Annotated in this window: 18 protein-coding genes and 3 pseudogenes; 15 read left to right on the top strand and 6 right to left on the bottom strand. The window is 34.4% G+C overall.

From position 1 onward, the window contains the following. The 12 genes and pseudogenes from IX290_RS01040 to IX290_RS01090 all read left to right on the top strand — a co-directional run. Positions 1–6,374, top strand: a 6,374-nt coding sequence (locus tag IX290_RS01040) for a helicase-related protein (protein WP_349290731.1), incomplete at its 5' end; no start/stop codon positions are given. 43 nt (positions 6,375–6,417) lie between these two features. Beyond that, complete coding sequence (locus tag IX290_RS01045; protein WP_211491372.1) at positions 6,418–7,074, top strand: DNA-binding protein; 657 nt, start codon at positions 6,418–6,420, stop codon at positions 7,072–7,074. Positions 7,075–7,219: 145 nt separating this feature from the next. Then, a complete protein-coding gene (locus IX290_RS01050; RefSeq protein ID WP_062810425.1) occupies positions 7,220–7,429 on the top strand; it encodes a helix-turn-helix domain-containing protein in 210 nt (69 codons plus the stop codon). A 202-nt stretch (positions 7,430–7,631) separates the two neighbouring features. Beyond that, positions 7,632–7,796 (top strand): annotated as a pseudogene (locus IX290_RS11575) (DNA cytosine methyltransferase); the annotation flags it as partial. A gap of 63 nt (positions 7,797–7,859) precedes the next feature. Next, complete coding sequence (locus IX290_RS11580; RefSeq protein ID WP_012775604.1) at positions 7,860–8,543, top strand: class I SAM-dependent methyltransferase; 684 nt, start codon at positions 7,860–7,862, stop codon at positions 8,541–8,543. 32 nt (positions 8,544–8,575) lie between these two features. Next, positions 8,576–9,484, top strand: a complete 909-nt coding sequence (locus IX290_RS01060; protein WP_001255864.1) for an aminoglycoside nucleotidyltransferase ANT(6)-Ia — start codon at positions 8,576–8,578, stop codon at positions 9,482–9,484. Next, positions 9,481–10,023: a streptothricin N-acetyltransferase Sat4 gene (gene sat4 / locus IX290_RS01065; RefSeq protein WP_000627290.1), complete on the top strand. Its 543-nt coding sequence runs from the start codon at positions 9,481–9,483 to the stop codon at positions 10,021–10,023. The genes IX290_RS01060 and sat4 overlap by 4 nt, the downstream gene beginning before the upstream one ends. 92 nt (positions 10,024–10,115) lie before the next feature. Next, positions 10,116–10,910 (top strand): aminoglycoside O-phosphotransferase APH(3')-IIIa, encoded by a 795-nt coding sequence (aph(3')-IIIa, locus tag IX290_RS01070; protein WP_001096887.1) that lies wholly within the window; start codon positions 10,116–10,118, stop codon positions 10,908–10,910. Positions 10,911–11,185: 275 nt separating this feature from the next. Then, positions 11,186–11,317, top strand: a pseudogene (locus IX290_RS11585) (HTH domain-containing protein); the annotation flags it as partial. A 75-nt stretch (positions 11,318–11,392) separates the two neighbouring features. Further along, positions 11,393–12,138 (top strand): annotated as a pseudogene (locus IX290_RS11590) (WYL domain-containing protein). Between the two features lie 110 nt (positions 12,139–12,248). Next, positions 12,249–12,908 carry a RibD family protein gene (locus tag IX290_RS01085; protein WP_000802831.1) on the top strand — a complete coding sequence of 220 codons (660 nt, stop codon included), beginning with the start codon at positions 12,249–12,251 and terminating at the stop codon, positions 12,906–12,908. A 661-nt stretch (positions 12,909–13,569) separates the two neighbouring features. Next, a complete protein-coding gene (locus tag IX290_RS01090; protein ID WP_211491403.1) occupies positions 13,570–13,719 on the top strand; it encodes a hypothetical protein in 150 nt (49 codons plus the stop codon). Positions 13,720–13,739: 20 nt separating this feature from the next. On the opposite strand, the gene istB is transcribed toward IX290_RS01090, so the two are convergent. After that, complete coding sequence (gene istB, locus IX290_RS01095; protein WP_211491374.1) at positions 13,740–14,486, bottom strand: IS21-like element helper ATPase IstB; 747 nt, start codon at positions 14,484–14,486, stop codon at positions 13,740–13,742. Next, positions 14,464–15,963 carry an IS21 family transposase gene (gene istA / locus IX290_RS01100; RefSeq protein WP_211491375.1) on the bottom strand — a complete coding sequence of 500 codons (1,500 nt, stop codon included), beginning with the start codon at positions 15,961–15,963 and terminating at the stop codon, positions 14,464–14,466. The genes istB and istA overlap by 23 nt, the downstream gene beginning before the upstream one ends. Before the next feature lie 372 nt (positions 15,964–16,335). Here istA and IX290_RS01105 point away from each other — a divergent pair, with 372 nt between their 5' ends. Then, positions 16,336–16,626: a hypothetical protein gene (locus IX290_RS01105; protein ID WP_223246811.1), complete on the top strand. Its 291-nt coding sequence runs from the start codon at positions 16,336–16,338 to the stop codon at positions 16,624–16,626. A gap of 153 nt (positions 16,627–16,779) precedes the next feature. Here IX290_RS01105 and IX290_RS01110 read toward each other — a convergent pair whose 3' ends face one another. Both IX290_RS01110 and IX290_RS01115 read right to left on the bottom strand, forming a co-directional pair. Then, positions 16,780–17,997 carry a tyrosine-type recombinase/integrase gene (locus IX290_RS01110; RefSeq protein ID WP_001291561.1) on the bottom strand — a complete coding sequence of 406 codons (1,218 nt, stop codon included), beginning with the start codon at positions 17,995–17,997 and terminating at the stop codon, positions 16,780–16,782. Positions 17,998–18,078: 81 nt separating this feature from the next. Next, positions 18,079–18,282: an excisionase gene (locus tag IX290_RS01115; protein ID WP_000814511.1), complete on the bottom strand. Its 204-nt coding sequence runs from the start codon at positions 18,280–18,282 to the stop codon at positions 18,079–18,081. Between IX290_RS01115 and IX290_RS11725 the strand changes: the two genes are divergently transcribed. Beyond that, positions 18,266–18,517: a hypothetical protein gene (locus IX290_RS11725; RefSeq protein ID WP_001845478.1), complete on the top strand. Its 252-nt coding sequence runs from the start codon at positions 18,266–18,268 to the stop codon at positions 18,515–18,517. The two genes, IX290_RS01115 and IX290_RS11725, sit on opposite strands and share 17 nt — an antisense overlap. Positions 18,518–18,742: 225 nt before the next feature. On the opposite strand, the gene IX290_RS01120 is transcribed toward IX290_RS11725, so the two are convergent. Both IX290_RS01120 and IX290_RS01125 read right to left on the bottom strand, forming a co-directional pair. After that, the gene (locus IX290_RS01120) at positions 18,743–18,973 is read right to left on the bottom strand and encodes a helix-turn-helix domain-containing protein (RefSeq protein ID WP_000857133.1); all 231 of its coding nucleotides are present in this window, start codon (positions 18,971–18,973) and stop codon (positions 18,743–18,745) included. Then, entirely contained in the window at positions 18,970–19,392 is a 423-nt protein-coding gene (locus IX290_RS01125) for a sigma-70 family RNA polymerase sigma factor (protein WP_000804885.1), read from the bottom strand. Before IX290_RS01125 ends, IX290_RS01120 begins: the two co-directional genes overlap by 4 nt. A gap of 504 nt (positions 19,393–19,896) precedes the next feature. On the opposite strand from IX290_RS01125, the gene IX290_RS01130 reads away from it, so the two are divergent. Then, positions 19,897–20,250 carry a helix-turn-helix transcriptional regulator gene (locus IX290_RS01130; protein ID WP_001227347.1) on the top strand — a complete coding sequence of 118 codons (354 nt, stop codon included), beginning with the start codon at positions 19,897–19,899 and terminating at the stop codon, positions 20,248–20,250. The last annotated feature ends 48 nt before the right edge of the window (positions 20,251–20,298 follow it).

Raw genomic sequence — 20,298 nt, forward strand, 5'->3', positions numbered from 1 at the left:
ACAAAAACACTGAAAATAGAAAAGATTATTGGATTGTAGAATTTAATGAAAATCACGAATTAGTTCCCGATTATAGTGGGCAGATAGTAACTAAAGACTTAATCAATATCCTAAGACAAAAGGATATTGATGTTAAAGACCATAATCAAACTCTTGGAGAAAATGAATTTGGAGAAATGACTGATGATTATATCGGATATTTCAAATTCTATTTTGACCACTATGTAGATGGTGAAGTTGTCGAACACTATAGGATTGACCTTGGTGATGGTGAAGAAGTAAATGAGCGTGAATTTTCATATTTAGAAGAACAAGTTGCACTAAGTGAGGAAAAATCATTAAAAGAAGAAACTAAAGAAAAGATAGAGCCTAAATTTAAGATAGGTGATCAGGTTAGATATAAAGATAAGGACTTTACCATTACAGACTTTGATGAACTAAGTGGAGGACTTAAAACTGTAACCATTAGAGATAATATGGAATATATGGGAGGTATGATTAGGGGTTCGGAAGTAATTCCATATAGAAATGATTCATACCTTGAAGAAATCTTTGAAAATCTAAGTCAAACATCAGAAAAACTAGCAGTAAAAGTTGGTAAGGAATTTATTTTAGAAGATGAGAATACCTTTGATGGAATTAACTTAATTGAAACAGGAACAAAAGTAGAAGTTAATGGAGAAGAAATTCCTTTATATAAGGGTGAAACATTTGAAGAAAGTAGAAAAATTGATGCCCTTTTAGATAGTGGAAATTATGAGATATACAAATTATCTGAGCATGAAAATCAAATTGAAAGACAAGTAGAGCAAGAAAGCTTTATTGATAACTACAATCCTGAAATTGACCAAATGATGGATAGATACAATGTGCCTAGGGAAGCGGCCGAAAACTTATTGAGGGGTAAAGAAGATTTAAAAAATTTAGGCTATGAACCTAATAAGGAAAGCCTAAGTTTTGCTAGAAATTATGACTTGAAAACTCATATCTACTCTGAATACCTAACACCATCAGAAAAGCTAGATAAAAATATAAAAGCTATCAAAATGCTAAAAAGACTTGAAAATGAAAATAGGAGTCCAAGAGAATATGAACAAGCCTATCTTGCTGACTATTTAGGTTGGGGAGGTCTTTCCGATGTATTTGATGAAGAAAAAGGAGGGCAATGGCTTGAAGCAAGAAATATTTTAAACGAAAATCTAACAAATGAAGAGTATTTGAATGCTAAAGAATCTACCTTAACATCATTTTATACACCTATAGAGGTAATGGACGGAATATATAAGACTCTCACAGATATGGGTTTTAAGACTGGAAATATCCTTGAACCGTCTGCAGGAGTTGGTAACTTCATTGGTAATATGCCAAGTGAAATAAAAGGCTCTAAAGTATATGGAGTAGAAAAAGATAGTCTAAGCGGAAGAATAGCAAGAGAGCTTTATCCTGAAGCTAATATTCAAATTAAAGGCTTTGAAGAAACAAACTTCTCAAATAACTTTTTCGATTTAGTTATAGGAAATGTTCCCTTTGGAGATTTTAAAGTTAACGATCGTGAATATAACAGAAATAACTTTCTGATTCACGATTATTTTTTTGCAAAGTCAATAGATAAGGTTAGAAATGGAGGAATTATTGCCTTCATAACTTCATCTGGAACTATGGATAAAAAAGATGAATCTGTTAGAAAATATATTAATGCAAGATGTGAGTTTTTAGGAGCTATGAGGCTTCCTAATACTACATTTAAAGGACTTGCTGGTACAGAAGTTACTTCAGATATTATTTTTTTAAAGAAGAGAGATTCAGTTATAGAAAGAGATGATGATTGGATTCATCTAGCTATTGATAATAAGGGTTTGACTTATAATAAATACTTCGTAGATAATCCACAAATGGTATTAGGGGATATGAAAGAAGTATCTGGTAGATTTGGAAATACTATCACTTGTAATGAAAAAGAAGATGAAAATCTAAAGGATTTAATGGATCTTGCAAGTAAGGAAATATCTTCAAATTCAAAATATGAAGAGGTTGAACTATTGGAAGATGAAGAATTAAGTCTTCCAGCAACAGACGATGTTAAAAACTTTTCTTACACTATTATTGACGAAGATGTCTATCTAAGAGAAAACTCAGTCTTAATCAAGCAGAATATATCAGATAAAAACAAAGAAAAGATAAAAGATTATCTTGATGTTATGAATGCTTTAAAAGATGTAATAGAAAAACAAAAGGACGATTATTCAGACGCGGAAATAAAAGAATCACAAGCAAAGTTAAATGAAGTCTATGATAACTTTTCAAAGAAACATGGCTTTATTAACTCCTTATCAAACACTAGAGCCTTAAAGGAAGACTCAAACTTTCCTTTGGTATCATCAATAGAAATACTTGATGATGAGGATAATTTCAAAGCTAAGAGTGATATATTCTCAAAAAGAACAATAACAAAGGCAAAAGTAGTAGACCATGTAGATAATTCCCTTGAAGCCTTAGTCTTATCAGTTTCACAAAAGGGATATGTAGATTTTGAATATATGGAATCTATCACAAGTAAAGATAGGGACACCTTAATTGGTGAACTTGAGGGCGAGATATTTTTAGATATTAAGGACACAGACCTAATAAATAACAGAATGCCCTTTGAAAACTTTAACAATGACGATCCATTTCATTTTTCATATGTATCGGCTGATGAGTATCTAAGTGGCAATATTAGAGAAAAGATTGGTTACCTCAATTCATATATCGGAGAAATTGAAAATGTAATAGATCTAGCACCTCCTGAAAAGAAAGACACATTATTAAACGAGTTAGGCAAACTCAAATACCAAAGAGAGAAATTACAAGAAGTTATGCCTGAAGAACTCACTGCTTCTGATATAAATGTAAGACTAGGAGCAACATGGATACCTCAGAAAGATATAGAAGACTTTACCTTTAATCTTTTAAAAACACCTGGTTATGATAGGTGGAATATAAATGTTAGGTTTTCGCCACACACAAGTGAATGGAACATTGAAGGTAAAAGTGTTGACTCAACTAATGACCTTGCTAACATGACTTATGGTACAAGTAGAGTAAACGCCTATAAGCTAATTGAAAATGCCCTTAATCTAAAAGATACAAAGGTATTTGATCAAGTAATAAATGATGATGGTTCTAAGACTTCTGTATTGAATAAAAAAGAAACTATGCTTGCAAGTCAAAAGCAAGAACTGATTAAAGAAGAATTTAAGAATTGGATATTTGAAGATCCTGATAGAAGATATAGGCTAGAGAAGATTTATAATGAAAAATTCAATTCAATTAGAAATAGAGAATTTGATGGTTCTAACTTAACTTTTGATGGAATGAATACTGAAATCAGACTTCGAGAACATCAGAAAAACGCCATAGCAAGGACTCTTTATGGTGGAAATACACTACTTGCCCATGTAGTAGGAGCAGGAAAAACTTTTGAAATGGTAGCTTCTGCTATGGAATCTAAAAAGTTAGGACTTGCAAGTAAATCATTATTTGTAGTTCCTAACCATCTAACTACTCAAATTGGTAGAGAGTTTATGCAATTATATCCGTCAGCAAATATTATGGTGGCTGATAAAAAAGACTTTCAACCAAAAAATAGAAAAAGATTTATTGGTAGGATTGCAACAGGAGAATATGACGCAGTCATCATAGGACACTCTCAATTTGAAAAAATACCAATGTCTAAGGAATACCAGGTAAGGCATATACAAGACCAAATAGATGATATAGTTTCCTTTATTGATGAGAACAAAAGAAATAGAGGAGAAAATTTCACTGTAAAACAACTGGAAAAGACAAAGAAGAAACTCTTGGTAAGACTGGAAAAACTAAATGATGATTTTAAAAAGGATGATGTAATAACCTTTGAAGAACTAGGAGTAGATAAGTTATTTATAGACGAAGCTCATAATTACAAAAACTTATTCTTGCATACAAAGATGAGAAATGTTGCGGGTATCGGTCAAAGTGAAGCTTTTAAGTCTTCGGATATGTATATGAAATGTAGGTATATGGATGAAATGACAGATGGAAAGGGAGTTGTATTTGCTACTGGTACACCAATATCAAATTCAATGACAGAGCTTTATACCATGCAAAGATACCTTCAATATGACGATTTAAAGGCAAGAGGATTAGAACATTTTGACGCTTGGGCTTCTACTTTTGGAGAAACAGAAAACACCTTTGAATTATCTCCTGAAGGTACTGGATATAGGCAAAAGACAAGATTTTCAAAGTTTTATAACTTACCAGAACTGATGAGCATGTTTAAAGAAGTAGCAGATATAAAGACTTCAGATATGTTAAATTTGCCAGTGCCAGAAGCAAATTTTGAAGTTATTAAAACAAAACCTACTGAGGAACAAAAAGAAATATTAGAAGCTATTTCAGAAAGAGCTGACGCAGTTAGAAATAACCAAGTCGAGCCAACAGAAGATAATATGCTAAAGATTACAAATGATGGTAAAAAACTTGCCCTTGATCAAAGATTAATAAATCCACTACTTCCCGATGATCCTGATTCAAAGGTAAATGTATGTGTAAAAAATATCTTTTCGATCTGGGATAAGACAAAAGAAAATTCATCGACCCAATTAGTATTTTCAGATATGTCTACACCAAAAGGAGATGGAGAATTTAATATCTATGATGATATTAGAAATAAGCTAGTAAATATGGGAATACCAAAAGAGGAAATAGCCTTTATCCACGAAGCAGATACAGACAAACAAAAAGATGAACTGTTCTCTAAGGTAAGAAGAGGAGAAGTAAGAGTCTTATTAGGATCTACTCAAAAAATGGGAGCAGGTACAAATGTACAAAATAAACTAATAGCCTTACATGATTTAGACGTCCCTTGGAGACCGTCTGACCTAGAGCAAAGAAGTGGTAGAATTGTTCGTCAAGGTAATGAAAATGATAAGGTAAATATCTTTAGATATGTGACAGAAAATACCTTTGATGCTTATTTGTGGCAGACAATAGAAAATAAGCAGAAATTCATATCCCAAATAATGACAAGCAAGACACCTGTGCGTGTTGCAGAAGATGTTGATGAGGCAAGTCTATCTTATTCAGAGATTAAGGCTTTGGCTACTGGCAATCCTCTAATTAAAGAAAAAATGGATTTAGATAACGAAGTTACAAAACTAAAAATGCTTGAAGCAAACTATAAGTCTAATAAATATAAGATTGAAGATAAGGTAAATAAAATTTATCCTCAAAGTATTTTAAAAACTGAAATGGAAATACAAGCAGTTAAAGAAGATGTTGCAAGTATTGAGAAATTAGGAGATGGGGAAAGTAAATTTACTTCAATCACTCTTGGTGCAAATAAAATTTTAGGTAAGAAAGAGGCTGGAGAGAAACTATTAGAAAAAATAAAAAATGTAAAGATAAATGATAGCAAGGTTATTGGTAAATATAGAAATTTAGACTTACAAGTTTCATATAACTTTATGACAAATACCCACACTTTTAAACTTCTAGGAAAAGCAGAATACTTCGGAGAGTTTTCAAACTCTACTGATGGCAATATAACAAGGCTTGATAATGCCATTGAAAAAATACCTGCAAGACTTGAGAGATTAAATCAAAACCTTGAAAACTATAAAGAATCTTTAGAAAATGCCAAAGTAGAATTGACTAAACCATTTGAAAAAGCAGATGAGTTAAGGGATAAGACGCTAAGACTAGCTGAAATTAATAAACTTTTAGATATGGGAGAAGTAGAAGAATTAGAAAACCAATCACCACTATTAGAAGATTTAAAGAGGGCGATAGTTGATTATTCTAACTACGAGTTTTCAGAATCTAATAGCTATGAAGACTTCGACAAACTATACCCTGATTTAAGTCATATAGGACTTGCCTATACAGAAACACCAGATGGGAAGCACTCTATTCAATATGAGGTAAATTTGGAAGAAAAAACATGGACTCAGTATGTAGATGATGTAGCTATTAGAACAGAATCTTTTGTAGAAGAAGATATATCTAATTCACAAGCTCTTAAAGATATTACCGAAGCCATAAAGATGTCAAGTTTTGATGATCTGGTATCAGTAGATGAAGAAGATTTAAAACAAGCACTAGGATTAGAAATAGATGATGATGGAAACTTCTATGATCCACTAGCAAAAGATCTGGATAATGACGGAATACCAGATAGATATGACAATGATTTTAAAGATAGTGATTACTTTGAATCCACTTATGATGTAGAGGATAACTTTCAAGCAAGGGAAGAGAAACCATCAATATTAGGACAAATATCAAAATTCAAATCGGAAGAAGAAAAAGATAAAAATCAAGAAAAAAGTGAAAAAGGACAAGAAAGATAGAGGAGAGCGAAAGGCTCTCCTTATTTAATACAAGGAGGAAATTATGGAATACAAAGATATTAGAGAAAACTTAGAAGAAATGATGAATGATAATTACAAGGATTTTATAAAAGCACTTGTGAGCATAGAAAAAGGTGTTAATGATAAAAAGGCACTTGAAGAAGTCTATGTTTTATATATGAACAATGACACAACAGGTCTACTAAGTGATGACTTTGACTATATGATTGATGATATGAAAGAACAAGGTAAGATTGTTGAAAATGTCAGTGATATTGAAGAAAAAGACGATCTTATAAATATCGTGGGCAATATAGCTGGTCAAGTAGAAAATCTTGAAAGAGAAAATGCAAATGGAGAAAAATTCAAAGTAAGTAATTTTTTAATTGTTTCAAAAGATGACGATGGGAATAAAGTTTATACCAATTGTTCAGCCTATGGAGATAAGACAAAAGATTTAGAGAACTTAAAGCAAGGAGATTTTGTTAAAATATTTGGACAAGTAAAAACAAGTATTGATAACAACGGAAAGGAACATAAGAATGTTCGTATTTTGTCTTCTAAGCTCTTAAAAATAAAAGAACAAGCAAAGAGTCAAGGCAAGGATAAAAAGTCAATATTAGGGCAAATAAAAAGCTTTAAGACAGACGATAAAACTAAATTTAATAAGAAAGACCATAGCAAAGGCGCAGAGAGATAAATATCGGCAGTCTTCGGACTGCCGTTATTTTTTTGCTCAGTTTAACGCAGTAAATCATATAATTGAAAGGGATATGTGTTATATGCTATAATTAGGTAGTTAATCTATACATTTAGAAAGGTAAAATATAGAATTGGAGAATGATATGGGATTTTCATATAATAAATTATGGAAGTTATTAATAGATAAAAATATGAAAAAAACAGACTTACAATGTGCAATAGCAACAACACCCAAGACAATAGCAAAAATGGGAAGAGACGAAAATGTAAGTTTGGAAACATTAGGAAAGATTTGTGAGTATTTTCAATGTGATATTGGAGATATTATTGAATATAGGAGAAAAAATGACTAAAGAGAATTTAGACTTTATAAATAATAATGGGGAAAAAGTTCTTCAATTAAATGATGATATATTTAAGAACATTTATGCACCACAGATGGTTGAATTTTATGATAAAGTTGAACAAAAAAATAATAAAATAAAATTAAAGTATGAAAGTAAATCACTAAATATGGATAGAAGTATAACATCAAAAAATATTATAGGTGTTAGTATGTTTGCTGGTGCGGGAGGTTTAGATATAGGTGCTCATCTTGCAGGAATTAATATAAAATATGCATCTGATATCAATGAGGATTGTGTCAAAACTTTAGAATCAAACGATATTTTTGATAATTCTATAAAAGAAGCAATAGATATAAATGACATAGATGTTTCTTCAATAAAGAAAAAATTACAAGATGAAGATTATGATAATATATTTTTTCAAAAATACAGTCAAATGAGTCGCTCGCAGAAAGGACTGGCTGGTGCGGGAGAATGGGAGACTTTGAAAAAGATGCTACCTGATTTTAAGGGTAAGCGTGTGCTTGATTTAGGATGCGGCTATGGATGGCACTGTATATATGCGATGGAAAACGGTGCTTCCTCTGTAGTAGGTGTTGATATTTCTCATAAAATGCTCGAAGTAGCAAAAGGAAAAACCCATTTTCCACAGATTGAATATGAATGCTGTGCCATAGAAGATGTGGATTTCCCAGAGGAGAGCTTTGATGTAATACTAAGTTCGCTTGCGTTTCATTATGTAGCAGACTATGAGAATTTAATAAAAAAGATATATAGGATGCTGAAGGCTGGTGGCAATTTAGTTTTTACAGTTGAACATCCTGTTTTTACTGCTCATGGAACACAAGACTGGTATTATAACGAAAAAGGAGAAATACTGCATTTCCCGGTGGACAATTATTATTATGAGGGCAAACGGACAGCTATGTTTTTGGAAGAAAAGGTTACAAAATATCATAGAACACTGACCACATATCTAAATACACTGCTTTCAAATAGTTTTATAATAAATCAGATTGTGGAGCCACAGCCGCCAGAGAACATGATGGATATTCCGGGGATGGCGGATGAAATGCGACGCCCAATGATGCTGATTGTATCGGCAAAAAAGAAGATGTAATAATATAGAAAAAATAAACGAGGAGTATGTAAATGAGATCAGAAAAAGAAATGATGGATTTAGTACTTTCTTTAGCAGAACAGGATGAACGTATTCGAATTGTGACCCTTGAGGGGTCACGCGCAAATATTAATATACCTAAAGATGAATTTCAGGATTATGATATTACATATTTTGTAAGTGATATAGAACCGTTTATATCTAATGATGACTGGCTTAATCAATTTGGGAATATTATAATGATGCAAAAACCGGAGGATATGGAACTATTCCCGGCTGAAGAGAAAGGCTACTCCTATATAATACTTTTTGATGATTATAATAAAATAGACCTTACCTTATTGCCCCTGGAAGAGTTGGGAAACTACCTGAATGACGATAAATTGATAAAGATTATTCTGGATAAGGATGGAAGGATTCAGCAAGCTGTAGTTCCGACCGACATGGATTATCATATAAGAAAACCCAGTGCCCGGGAATACGATGACTGCTGCAATGAATTCTGGAACACCACTACCTATGTGGTTAAGGGACTGTGCCGTAAGGAAATTTTATTTGCTATTGATCATTTTAATCAGATTGTTCGCCATGAGCTGCTGAGAATGATATCATGGAAGGTCGGCATCGAAACAGGCTTTAAATTAAGTGTAGGCAAGAACTATAAGTTTATTGAAAGGTATATATCCGAGGATTTGTGGGAGAAACTTTTGTCCACCTACCGGATGGATTCCTATGAAAACATATGGGAAGCATTATTTCTATGCCATCAATTGTTCAGGGCGGTATCCGGTGAGGTGGCGGAAAGGCTTCATTATGCCTATCCGGAGTATGATAGGAATATAACAAAATATACCAGGGACATGTATAAAAAATACACTGGTAAAACCGGCTGCCTGGATAGCACATATGCCGCTGATATAGAAGAGAGGCGGGAACAGTGATTACAGAAATGAAAGCAGGGCACCTGAAAGATATCGATAAACCCAGCGAACCATTTGAGGTGATAGGTAAGATTATACCGAGGTATGAAAACGAGAATTGGACCTTTACAGAATTACTCTATGAAGCGCCATATTTAAAAAGCTACCAAGACGAAGAGGATGAAGAGGATGAGGAGGCAGATTGCCTTGAATATATTGACAATACTGATAAGATAATATATCTTTACTACCAAGACGATAAATGCGTCGGAAAAGTTAAACTGCGAAAAAATTGGAACCGGTACGCTTATATAGAAGATATCGCCGTATGTAAGGATTTCAGGGGGCAAGGCATAGGCAGCGCGCTTATCAATATATCTATAGAATGGGCAAAGCATAAAAACTTGCATGGACTAATGCTTGAAACCCAGGACAATAACCTTATAGCTTGTAAATTCTATCATAATTGTGGTTTCAAAATCGGCTCCGTCGATACTATGTTATACGCCAACTTTGAAAACAACTTTGAAAAAGCTGTTTTCTGGTATTTAAGGTTTTAGAATGCAAGGAACAGTGAATTGGAGTTCGTCTTGTTATAATTAGCTTCTTGGGGTATCTTTAAATACTGTAGAAAAGAGGAAGGAAATAATAAATGGCTAAAATGAGAATATCACCGGAATTGAAAAAACTGATCGAAAAATACCGCTGCGTAAAAGATACGGAAGGAATGTCTCCTGCTAAGGTATATAAGCTGGTGGGAGAAAATGAAAACCTATATTTAAAAATGACGGACAGCCGGTATAAAGGGACCACCTATGATGTGGAACGGGAAAAGGACATGATGCTATGGCTGGAAGGAAAGCTGCCTGTTCCAAAGGTCCTGCACTTTGAACGGCATGATGGCTGGAGCAATCTGCTCATGAGTGAGGCCGATGGCGTCCTTTGCTCGGAAGAGTATGAAGATGAACAAAGCCCTGAAAAGATTATCGAGCTGTATGCGGAGTGCATCAGGCTCTTTCACTCCATCGACATATCGGATTGTCCCTATACGAATAGCTTAGACAGCCGCTTAGCCGAATTGGATTACTTACTGAATAACGATCTGGCCGATGTGGATTGCGAAAACTGGGAAGAAGACACTCCATTTAAAGATCCGCGCGAGCTGTATGATTTTTTAAAGACGGAAAAGCCCGAAGAGGAACTTGTCTTTTCCCACGGCGACCTGGGAGACAGCAACATCTTTGTGAAAGATGGCAAAGTAAGTGGCTTTATTGATCTTGGGAGAAGCGGCAGGGCGGACAAGTGGTATGACATTGCCTTCTGCGTCCGGTCGATCAGGGAGGATATCGGGGAAGAACAGTATGTCGAGCTATTTTTTGACTTACTGGGGATCAAGCCTGATTGGGAGAAAATAAAATATTATATTTTACTGGATGAATTGTTTTAGTACCTAGATTTAGATGTCTAAAAAGCTTTAACTACAAGCTTTTTAGACATCTAATCTTTTCTGAAGTACATCCGCAACTGTCCATACTCTGATGTTTTATATCTTTTCTAAAAGTTCGCTAGATAGAGTTCTATATTAGAGATGTAAAGAGTTTTGGTGAAGAGGTTTGTGAGTATGGCTTTTATAACCAGGGTGCAATGAGAAGCACTAACAGCAGCTAGCTTAAGAACGCATAGGATATACTTTTTATGGAAGTCACAGAGGAGGAATAAAATTTGAACAGGATTAACAGAGTAACCTCTATTCTTATTCAGCTGCAATCAAAAAAAATAATTCCTGCCAAAGAAATTGCACAGCGATTTAATATAAGCTTAAGGACAGTTTACAGAGATATCCGGACACTTGAAGAAGCCGGAATACCAATTGGATCTGAGGCCGGAAAAGGATATTTTCTTGTAGAGGGCTTCCTACTTCCGCCGGTAATGTTTACAGCGGCGGAAGTGGGTGCATTGATTACAGCAGGGAAATTTTTAAATTGCCATGGAGATGAATCATTTATAAAGGATTTTGATTCAGCTATGTATAAAATCAAATCTATTTTGAAGCATGGTGAAAAAAACTATGCACAGGAGTTGGAGAACAGTATTAACGTGTACAGCACATCTGGACAGAAAAATACATTGGCGGATAACGTTATTGCAGCAATTCAGACTGCAATCTGCAATAAAAGGGTAATATCAATTCAATATCCTGCATCAGGAGGGCAAGAACCGGAAAGCAGAATGATAGAGCTTATATCACTGGGGTTTTATGAACAGAACTGGTACTTAATCGGTTTTGCAGGCTAAGAAATGAATATAGGAATTTTCGTGTGGATCGGATTAAAAGCATTTGCATAGAAGAAGAGCTCTGTCAAAGCCATGATGGCTCTTTGGAACAAATATTAAAACAAATGCTTTCATATAAAAAACTATATAATGTAATTCTTAGAGCTGAAAAAGGGGAGACATACAATTCTATCAAGAACAGGTATTCTCTCGGCTTCCTTGAAGAAACCGATTTGGGAAGTAAAATGGAAATCGAATTCCAGACAGATTCCTTTGAGATATTGAGCAAGCAGCTGATTGAATATGGATCAGGCATTGAAATAGTCCAACCTGATGAATTAAAATGCATAACCCGTAAACACCTGGCACAAATTACGAATCACTGCCTAAACTTGATTTAGAGAAAGCGATTGGTCTGTTATGTATTTTTTGTAAGGTTTCATATCCCCTGCTGACATACAGCTGTCAGTGTATTATGATATTCTACTATCAAAAAGGAGGATTGAAAAATATGAAACCAAAGATAATTATGCACACACAAATTAGCCTTGATGGCCGCATTAAAGGCTTTGATAATCCGGAAGTTTACTACCAGGTTGCCGGGGGAATTCATTCGGATGCGGTGCTGTTTGGGTCCAATACTGTTTTTACTGCATTTGAAAAATATCCTGCTGAAACAGAGGCTGATTTTGAGAAAATCATAACAAGCCCGGAGGACCCCAGACCAATAGGAGTCATACCTGACAGCAGAGGTATCTTGAGAAGTCTTCATTGCTTAAGAAATCTTGGATATCTGAAGGAAATTGTCATTCTGGTATCAACTGCCACTCCGAAGGAATATTTGAATTATTTGGAGGAAAGGCATTACCCATATATTGTGTCAGGAAATGATCATGTGGACTATGAAAAAGCCTTTCAGATCCTGCATGAGCAATATGGGTGTAAATACATGCGGACAGACAGTGGCGGTGGATTAACCAACAAATTATTAGAAAACGGACTTATTGATGAAATCAGTCTTGTGATATCACCATGTTTTGTAGGTAATAAAGAAAAACAACTATTTGATAACCTTCTGTTATCTGAAAAAGTTAATTTGGAATTGCAGGGAACAGAGAATGCAGAACATGGCTGTCTGTCATTGCGCTATGCTGTGAAAAATAAGGATTAGTGCAGCATACTTTAAAAAGTGTCTGTTGGGACAGTGTCCTAAAGGAAGCATAAGCTCATGGCTAGCGGCGGTGTTAAAGTAACGGCACTCGGCCCCAATATATAGTTGATATGCCCCTAAGCCTTTGAGGGCAAGGCGGTCAACCGCGCCTTTTCCGGTCCGCATACAGTCGTTCAATGAGGGTATCAAGCTCGGCAATGCGGCGGTGCTTCTCGGTGGTTCGTTTCTTCGCCGCCGTTTTCGGCTAATTCTAATTGATCCGAACTGTAAGGATAAGCAATTATCCGGGGCTAGTTAAGTATCTTAGAGAGGAAGATAAAGATAAGTAAACCAATTTTAAAGTTGTACCGAATAAAGCCTTCAAGAGGACAACATGCTTTTGAAGGCTTTATTGCTTACAATTACTTGGATTGTAACGCAAAAGCAGGCACCAAATCAATGAAAAATAGCCTATCCAGGCGACTGTTTCAGAAATATGGGCTTCCGCCAAGGGGATACCAGTGGGGTGCGACATCTTTTTTGCCCACTCAAGGCATGTAGAGTCCATTGTTCTGTTGCGAAAAAGATAAAAAATCAAATCAGTTTTATAGAGATGTAAGTTGTTGATGATAACTTGCATCTTTTTCATATGTTAAGATTGGAGTGATAAGGATGATAAAAAATGATACATGTAGTGAAGATACCAGTTAAAAATAAAACGAAAGAAGTAGTAAGAATTACAGTATATTGTAGAGTAAGTAAAAATATAGAAGAACAACGTTCAGGTTTAAATAGTTGTAAATGTCAACCGAAAAACGGTCCACCCTTATAATTGAAAACTGGTCCACTTTCTTATAATATTTCTTTAGACCATGATATGGTGTCTTCCATTCTATAACTTATCTCTCTAGACATGTCCATTATATGGGCCCTATGGGCTAGTCTATCTACCATTGCTCCTGTTAGCATTGGATCTTTAAATATTTCTTCCCATCTATTGAAGTCTAGGTTGGTTGTTACTATTATTGATCCTTTATCATTTCTTGATGATAGTAGGTTAAAGAGTATTTCACAGCCTGTTTTATCAAAGGATACATATCCTAGTTCGTCTAAGATTACTAGGTCATATTTTTCAAATCTCTTTTTGTAGTTTGTTATTTGACTTTTACTCATTGCTTCTTGTAGTTCTATTACTAGGTTTGGTACTGATGTAAAGAGAACTGATTTTTCATTCATGCAGGCTCTTATCCCTAGGGCTGTGGCATAGTGTGTTTTTCCACATCCTGGTGTTCCTATTAGGATTATATTTTCTTTGTTGTCTATGAATTTTAATTTTTCTAGGTATTCAAATTTGTTGTTTATTTCTAATGAGTATTTGCTTTTGTCAAAGTCTTCTATGAACTTTTTGTTTGTAAATTTTGCGTTTTTTATTCTTCTTGTTATGCCGTTGTTTTGTCTTCTTTCTAATTCTCTTTCTAGGTATAGTTCTAGAAATTCTCTATTTGTTAGTTTTAAGTTTTTTGCTTCTTCTAGTATTTCTTCATGGTTTTCTCTTAGATATGATAGTTTTAGTGTTTTAGATGCTTCTTTTATGTTCATGTGGGCCTCCTATGCACAAGCTGTCATACATTGATATTATTTTTCTTGTTTGTATTTCTAGGTTATTTGTATTTTCTTTTTCTTTTATTACATCCTTGGGAAGGGTCTCTTTTCCAAACTCGATGTAGTTTTTAAATATATCTATTAATTCATCTGTAGTTTTTTCTTGGTTTATTTTAATTATTTCTACAAATTTCTTTGGTTCTTTGGTAAAATGGTTATCAAAGATGGTTTTTAAAGCAGGGACTTCTTTTAGTGCTAGTGAATTTCTAATTGCTCCTGGCTTTCTTGCTAGTGAATCTAGGTAATGTCTGATATCAATACTTGTTTCACCAGCGCCATCTTTCTTTTTATGGCTTGCAATTAGATTTTCTTCATAGTATATCTTTACTTCTTCTGCATATGTTCTTATGGTTACTATTTTTCCTACTAGATAGTCATAGACTGAATACTTATTGTTTTCTACTTGTACAAGTCCATATGAGTCTACTTTTTGTTTTGTTATCTTTGCTAGTTCATATTTTGGTCTTAGGGGAAGAAGTTTTTCTTTTTCTTCTTCTATTTTTGAGTTTTTATTTATTTCAATCAGTTTTTCTTCTAGATACTTTCTTGCTTCATCTAGACTTTTAAATTCATATTTTAGAGCAAATACATTTTTCCTTATTATTCTTACACTTCCTTCTACATGGCCTTTTTCGTTGCCTTTAAAGCAATTTGTAGTGTTGATATTAAAGCCGTAGTAGTTGGCAAATGCTAAGAGTTTGGAGTTTAGTTCCTTTTCTCCCTTGCCAATAAATCTAGAAACAACATTTTTCATGTTGTCATAGACTACTTCTCTGTACATTCCACCAAGCATTTCAAAAAATCTTACTTGTGAATCAAAAAATACATCTGACCCTTGGTTTGTATATAGATAGACCCATCTAAAATTTGATGCAGGAGAAGATAGAACAGCAAGGCTTAGTTTTTCAAGTCTTCCATCTATCTTCAGCTTAACTTCTCCAAAATCATATTCAAGCCTATCTCCATAGTCATAATCTTGTTTGATAAAACACTCTTTGTTTTTCTTTCTTTTTTCTCTAACATATACAGCTATGGAAGGATACGAAATGTCAAAGCCTGCATCTACTATCATTTGATGGATTTGTACAACACTTAAAGCTTGCTTATGACTTTTTAGGTCAATATCTTTCTTTATCTCACCTTCAAGAATTTGATCTAGAAAGGCATCAATCTCTTTTGTATATTTAGTTTTCTTTCTATTAGAAGAATCGTACTTAGGTGCTGAAGCAATCTGTTCTTGCAAAAACCCTTGGTCAGCACTACAATCCTCTAATTTCTCTATGCACTCTACATACTCGTCCCAATATTTAGCGACGGTCTTTCTGTTAATTGAAAGAAGTTTTGCAACCTCACGATTAGAGTAACCCTCATTTTTTAATTTGATAATCGAATGTTTGTCCATTAAATTTTTCACTCCTATACCTCCATATGCATTATTGCATATGGTAATTAAATTTAAAACAAGTGGACCATTTTTCGGCTATAAATTGCCTATTAGTGGACCACTTTTAGATTATCATTTACAATAGTCAAATTGCATATTTTAAAGAACTTTCTAACAAAGTAATAGAAATCGATTTAGCTGAAGTGTATCACGATGTTGGAAGAAGTGGGTTAATAAAGAATGGAAGAACAAGCTATAAAAAAATGATTGTAGATGGATTATAAGGCAAATTTGATTACATTATTACAAAATCAGTTAGTAGGTTTATAATAAAGCATTGTAGTAAAATAAAAAAATATGATATATTTAGATTAGTGATAATAAAAAAAAGGAGCTAAAAATATGAGTTGTCATAGTATTGGGCATGGATTAAATTCAGTGTCTAAAAAGGTATTAGAGTTGTATGATGAAGGGAAAATTGAATTTAGTGTTGCGAAAGATTTATTATACACCACAAGAAATGCTGTACATTATTGTGATGGAAATACGTATGAAGCGATTGCATGTTTTGATGGATGTAGATGTGCTAGATGTTTAAAGAAAACAAATGAGTTATATGGTCTTTATGATGCATTAGATGAGTGTAGAGAGTATTATGATATTTTTAGCAATAAACAAAGTATAAATTTCTAATTATCTTTTTATATTTTCTTAAATGCTCGTAAAGCCTTATTCTATGTGCTTTCGAGTATTTTTACTGTAGGAAGATACTTCACGTTTCTTTGCATATTTCCTCATGTCTTAGCTGTCAGAAGTGGTAAATAAGTAGTAAATTCATTTGTACTACTAAGCAACAAGACGCTCCTGTTGCTTCTCTTTATTCAAGCGTTTCATTTCTGCCATTGCAGAATCGAATGTTGCATGTGCGTAATAGTTCAGCGTCATGGCTATATTAGCATGTCCCATAATGTACTGTAATGCCTTTGGATTCATTCCTGCATTTGCATAGTTGGTACAGAATGTATGTCGCAAACTATGTGGAGTGATGTGTGGCAATTTATCCTCGTTATACTTATTGTATTTCTTAACAAGACCTTTCATCATGCCGTTGTAATCACTTGCCACTTTTGGATAGTTCTTTCTATTAAGAAAGAGGAAATCACTATATCCATCAATCTCAACACGCTTATCATTCTTTCGATTCGCTAACACTCGCTTAAATGCTTGATAGGCTTCTTCAACCATAGGAACTTGACGTTCGCCACTTTTGGTCTTTGGTGTTTCAATGTAGTACCCAATTTCAGTATCTCTCAATAGCTGATGGTCTATATTGACAAGACGATTCTCAAAATCTAAATCTGGAAGTGTCAAACCACCAAACTCTGAAATACGAAGACCTGTTTTTAAGAGTATCAGAATTTCATCATAATTTTTGCTGTAGGTTTTATCAGCTTTTGCAAAGGCTAACAGTTTTTCTTCCTGTTCTTCTGTTAGTACGGTCTTAGGGACAGTATCATCATCAAGAACTGCTTTCAGTTGAAAGTCAAATGGATTCTTCCGAACACAATCATCTTGTATAGCAATATAGAATGAAGCCTTTAAAGAACGTTTGTAGTTATTGATGGTTTGATAAGCATAACCATTTTCACTCATTCTAATAGCCCATTCTTTAGCGTCTGATGGCTTAATACTGTCAATACTTCTTACACCTAACTTGTCTTTCTTCAAAATATCCATAAGATATTTGCGTCCAGTTTCAGTGTTTTTTCTAACCTTTGGTCTTTGAGCGTTCTGTTTTGCGTAAAGCTGGCAGAGTGTCATTTTCTTTCCTACAACATCAATACCATCATGAATGTCTTTCTGTAACTCTGCGATTTTCTCTCTAAGTGAGATACAATCACGCTTTCCTGCTGGTACTCGGTCTGTAGCCACAAGTTTCCACGAGTAAACAAATTGCGGTTCTCCAAATGAATCTATATATTTGTATAAGTATCTTCCGTCTTTTCGTTGGCTCTCTCCAGTCTTTAAGATTCGACCTTTATTGTCACGTCTTTTTTCTGACATGGCATTTGCTCCTTTCCTTTATGGAAAGAGCCTTGATACGACTTAATACTATTTTATCATATACAAGACCCTTTGGCGACGCTAGATTGCGTCCAATGTATCTATAATTTTTTCAAATTGTTTTCGTTTAATCTGAATACGATTGCCATTCATAATCAGCCAATTTGCATTTTTATTTTCCTCTGCCAAGCGTCGTAGCTTGTTTTCGCCAATACGAAAATATTTTGACGCTTCTTCAATGGTTAGGGTATAACGTTCCCAAATAGGAATGTCAGTCTGCTTCATAAAATCCTCCTTTCCAAATCACTTATTTGGATTTCATAAAAGTTGTTTTACCAGCAATCGAACAGCTTTAGCAAAGCTCACGGGAGTTCCACCCCTGCATGGTTCTCATGTAGCCATACTCATTGCCTGCGACGGTTTTATCACGCTCGGACTATTGACTGTATGGGAGTATCATTATCACGATAAGAATGTCGTTGCAGGCAATCCTGCTAAAGATTGCTTCTCGGATCACTAACATGAATCGCTCGCTATCTTTATAAGATAGGTCATGGCGGTTAGTTCCGTTGGCTCTTTTCTTATCGAAACGTATTCGATTACTTTTATTCAGTTTTCAAAGAACAATGGCTCGTTAGCCTATCAAAACACATTGAAAGCTCAATATGCTTTGGTGGAATAACAAACCTCCCTGTTCGGGAAGCGTGGAATGGTTTAGCACGCTTCCACGAAAGGAGAGAGGATATTACTTAATTTCAAATGACAAAATCTTTGTAATCAGTCTGGTTTCCATTCTTCCACGTAAGACTTCATCAACGACCATACTTTGATTGCCATATTCATCTTTCATAAGTCGTAGGGAACGCTTCGTTATGTACCCTCTGTAATGATGTAGAATCTGGTTAATCGCTTCGGTATCGCCATCTGTTGCCTTTACAATGAGAGGAAAGGGAATCATAGGATATTGTGTTTTCATTCTTCAAATTCCTCCATAAACTTTTTAATTAAGGCTAGTCCACTGGTTCTATGCCGATAGACAGTAGAACGGTTCAATTTCAACAGGTCTGCAATTTCTGAATCGCTCATGTCCATAAAGTAAAACAGCAGTAGAATTTCACGTTTCTTGTCTGGCAACTCACGTAATGCTTCACTCAACAAATCATTTTCAACGCCTACTGATAACCCATTGAGTGTAAAAATCTGAAAGTCAGTTGAATAGTTATCTGTTGTCGCAAACTGGCTAACAAGATAATCGCCAACATCCGAAAAGGACACCTCACGCTTTGCAATCCTTGAAAGATAAAGCATATAATTCTTTCGCTCGTCTTCCATAGCACGTTTACAGATATAGTCAAACTGATTTTCTATTGTGGTCTGAAAAGAAGATGGTTTCATGTTTCTCACCCCCTTTCTGTCTAGGAAAGGAAGTGAGCCTTGCTCGTTTATCTCCTTTCACTCTTAGTCCCAATGTGAAAGGGGGATTTGTTGCATTACTGATAAATAAACTTTGTAAAAAAGTTCTGAATAGCCAAAAAAGCATATAAACAGATTTATTTCTCTGTTTACATGCTTCTGTTATTCTATCTATATGATTTATAAAACCACATTGGTGGACGTACTTATCTATTGCAGATAGACGACTTTTTTTGACAAGAACCCAATGTAAGGAAATTTATTGTATATGATGTACTTCATGGCGACGTTGACCTCCAACAAACCGCCATTTGGAAGTAATATACAATATTTTAACAGCGTAAATAGCACTACCATATAACGGTTTTTTTTATTGGCGTTTAGTAGTGCTTTTTATTAAATATAAACCTATAAACCATATAACACGTTTTTCTATACCTGTTTTTAATTCAGTAGGAACAATAAAATGTATAGAGGTGGTCTACTATGCGTAAAAAAGAAGATAAATATGATTTTAGAGCCTTTGGTTTAGCCATTAAAGAAGCTCGATTGAAACGAGGTTTAACTCGTGAACAAGTGGGAGCATTGATTGAAATTGACCCACGGTACTTAACTAATATTGAAAATAAAGGGCAACACCCCAGCATACAAGTTCTTTATGACCTTGTATCGTTACTTCATGTTTCCGTTGATGAATTTTTCTTACCTGCTAATAACTTGGTAAAAAGCACCCGACGATTACAGATAGAGAAATACATGGATAGCTTTACAGACAAAGAACTATCCTTAATGGAATCTTTAGCCAGCGGTATCAACGAAGCAAGAAACATCGAAGACTAATTAAAAGAATCCATACATAACGGAAAGAGCCGATAAAATGAGATTGTA

The sequence above is a fragment of the Fusobacterium sp. DD2 genome (assembly GCF_018205345.1).
In the GTDB taxonomy this organism is placed as follows: Bacteria; Fusobacteriota; Fusobacteriia; order Fusobacteriales; family Fusobacteriaceae; genus Fusobacterium_A.

What these genes read in the sequence shown, in the direction of transcription:
- IX290_RS01045 (WP_211491372.1), top strand. Translation starts at nt 6,418, where the DNA reads ATGGAATACAAAGATATTAGAGAAAACTTAGAAGAAATGATGAATGAT.
- IX290_RS01050 (WP_062810425.1), top strand. Translation starts at nt 7,220, where the DNA reads ATGGGATTTTCATATAATAAATTATGGAAGTTATTAATAGATAAAAAT.
- IX290_RS11580 (WP_012775604.1), top strand. Translation starts at nt 7,860, where the DNA reads ATGAGTCGCTCGCAGAAAGGACTGGCTGGTGCGGGAGAATGGGAGACT.
- IX290_RS01060 (WP_001255864.1), top strand. Translation starts at nt 8,576, where the DNA reads ATGAGATCAGAAAAAGAAATGATGGATTTAGTACTTTCTTTAGCAGAA.
- IX290_RS01085 (WP_000802831.1), top strand. Translation starts at nt 12,249, where the DNA reads ATGAAACCAAAGATAATTATGCACACACAAATTAGCCTTGATGGCCGC.
- IX290_RS01090 (WP_211491403.1), top strand. Translation starts at nt 13,570, where the DNA reads ATGATACATGTAGTGAAGATACCAGTTAAAAATAAAACGAAAGAAGTA.
- istB (WP_211491374.1), bottom strand. Translation starts at nt 14,486, where the DNA reads ATGAACATAAAAGAAGCATCTAAAACACTAAAACTATCATATCTAAGA.
- IX290_RS01105 (WP_223246811.1), top strand. Translation starts at nt 16,336, where the DNA reads ATGAGTTGTCATAGTATTGGGCATGGATTAAATTCAGTGTCTAAAAAG.
- IX290_RS01110 (WP_001291561.1), bottom strand. Translation starts at nt 17,997, where the DNA reads ATGTCAGAAAAAAGACGTGACAATAAAGGTCGAATCTTAAAGACTGGA.
- IX290_RS11725 (WP_001845478.1), top strand. Translation starts at nt 18,266, where the DNA reads ATGTCAGTCTGCTTCATAAAATCCTCCTTTCCAAATCACTTATTTGGA.
- IX290_RS01115 (WP_000814511.1), bottom strand. Translation starts at nt 18,282, where the DNA reads ATGAAGCAGACTGACATTCCTATTTGGGAACGTTATACCCTAACCATT.
- IX290_RS01120 (WP_000857133.1), bottom strand. Translation starts at nt 18,973, where the DNA reads ATGAAAACACAATATCCTATGATTCCCTTTCCTCTCATTGTAAAGGCA.
- IX290_RS01125 (WP_000804885.1), bottom strand. Translation starts at nt 19,392, where the DNA reads ATGAAACCATCTTCTTTTCAGACCACAATAGAAAATCAGTTTGACTAT.
- IX290_RS01130 (WP_001227347.1), top strand. Translation starts at nt 19,897, where the DNA reads ATGCGTAAAAAAGAAGATAAATATGATTTTAGAGCCTTTGGTTTAGCC.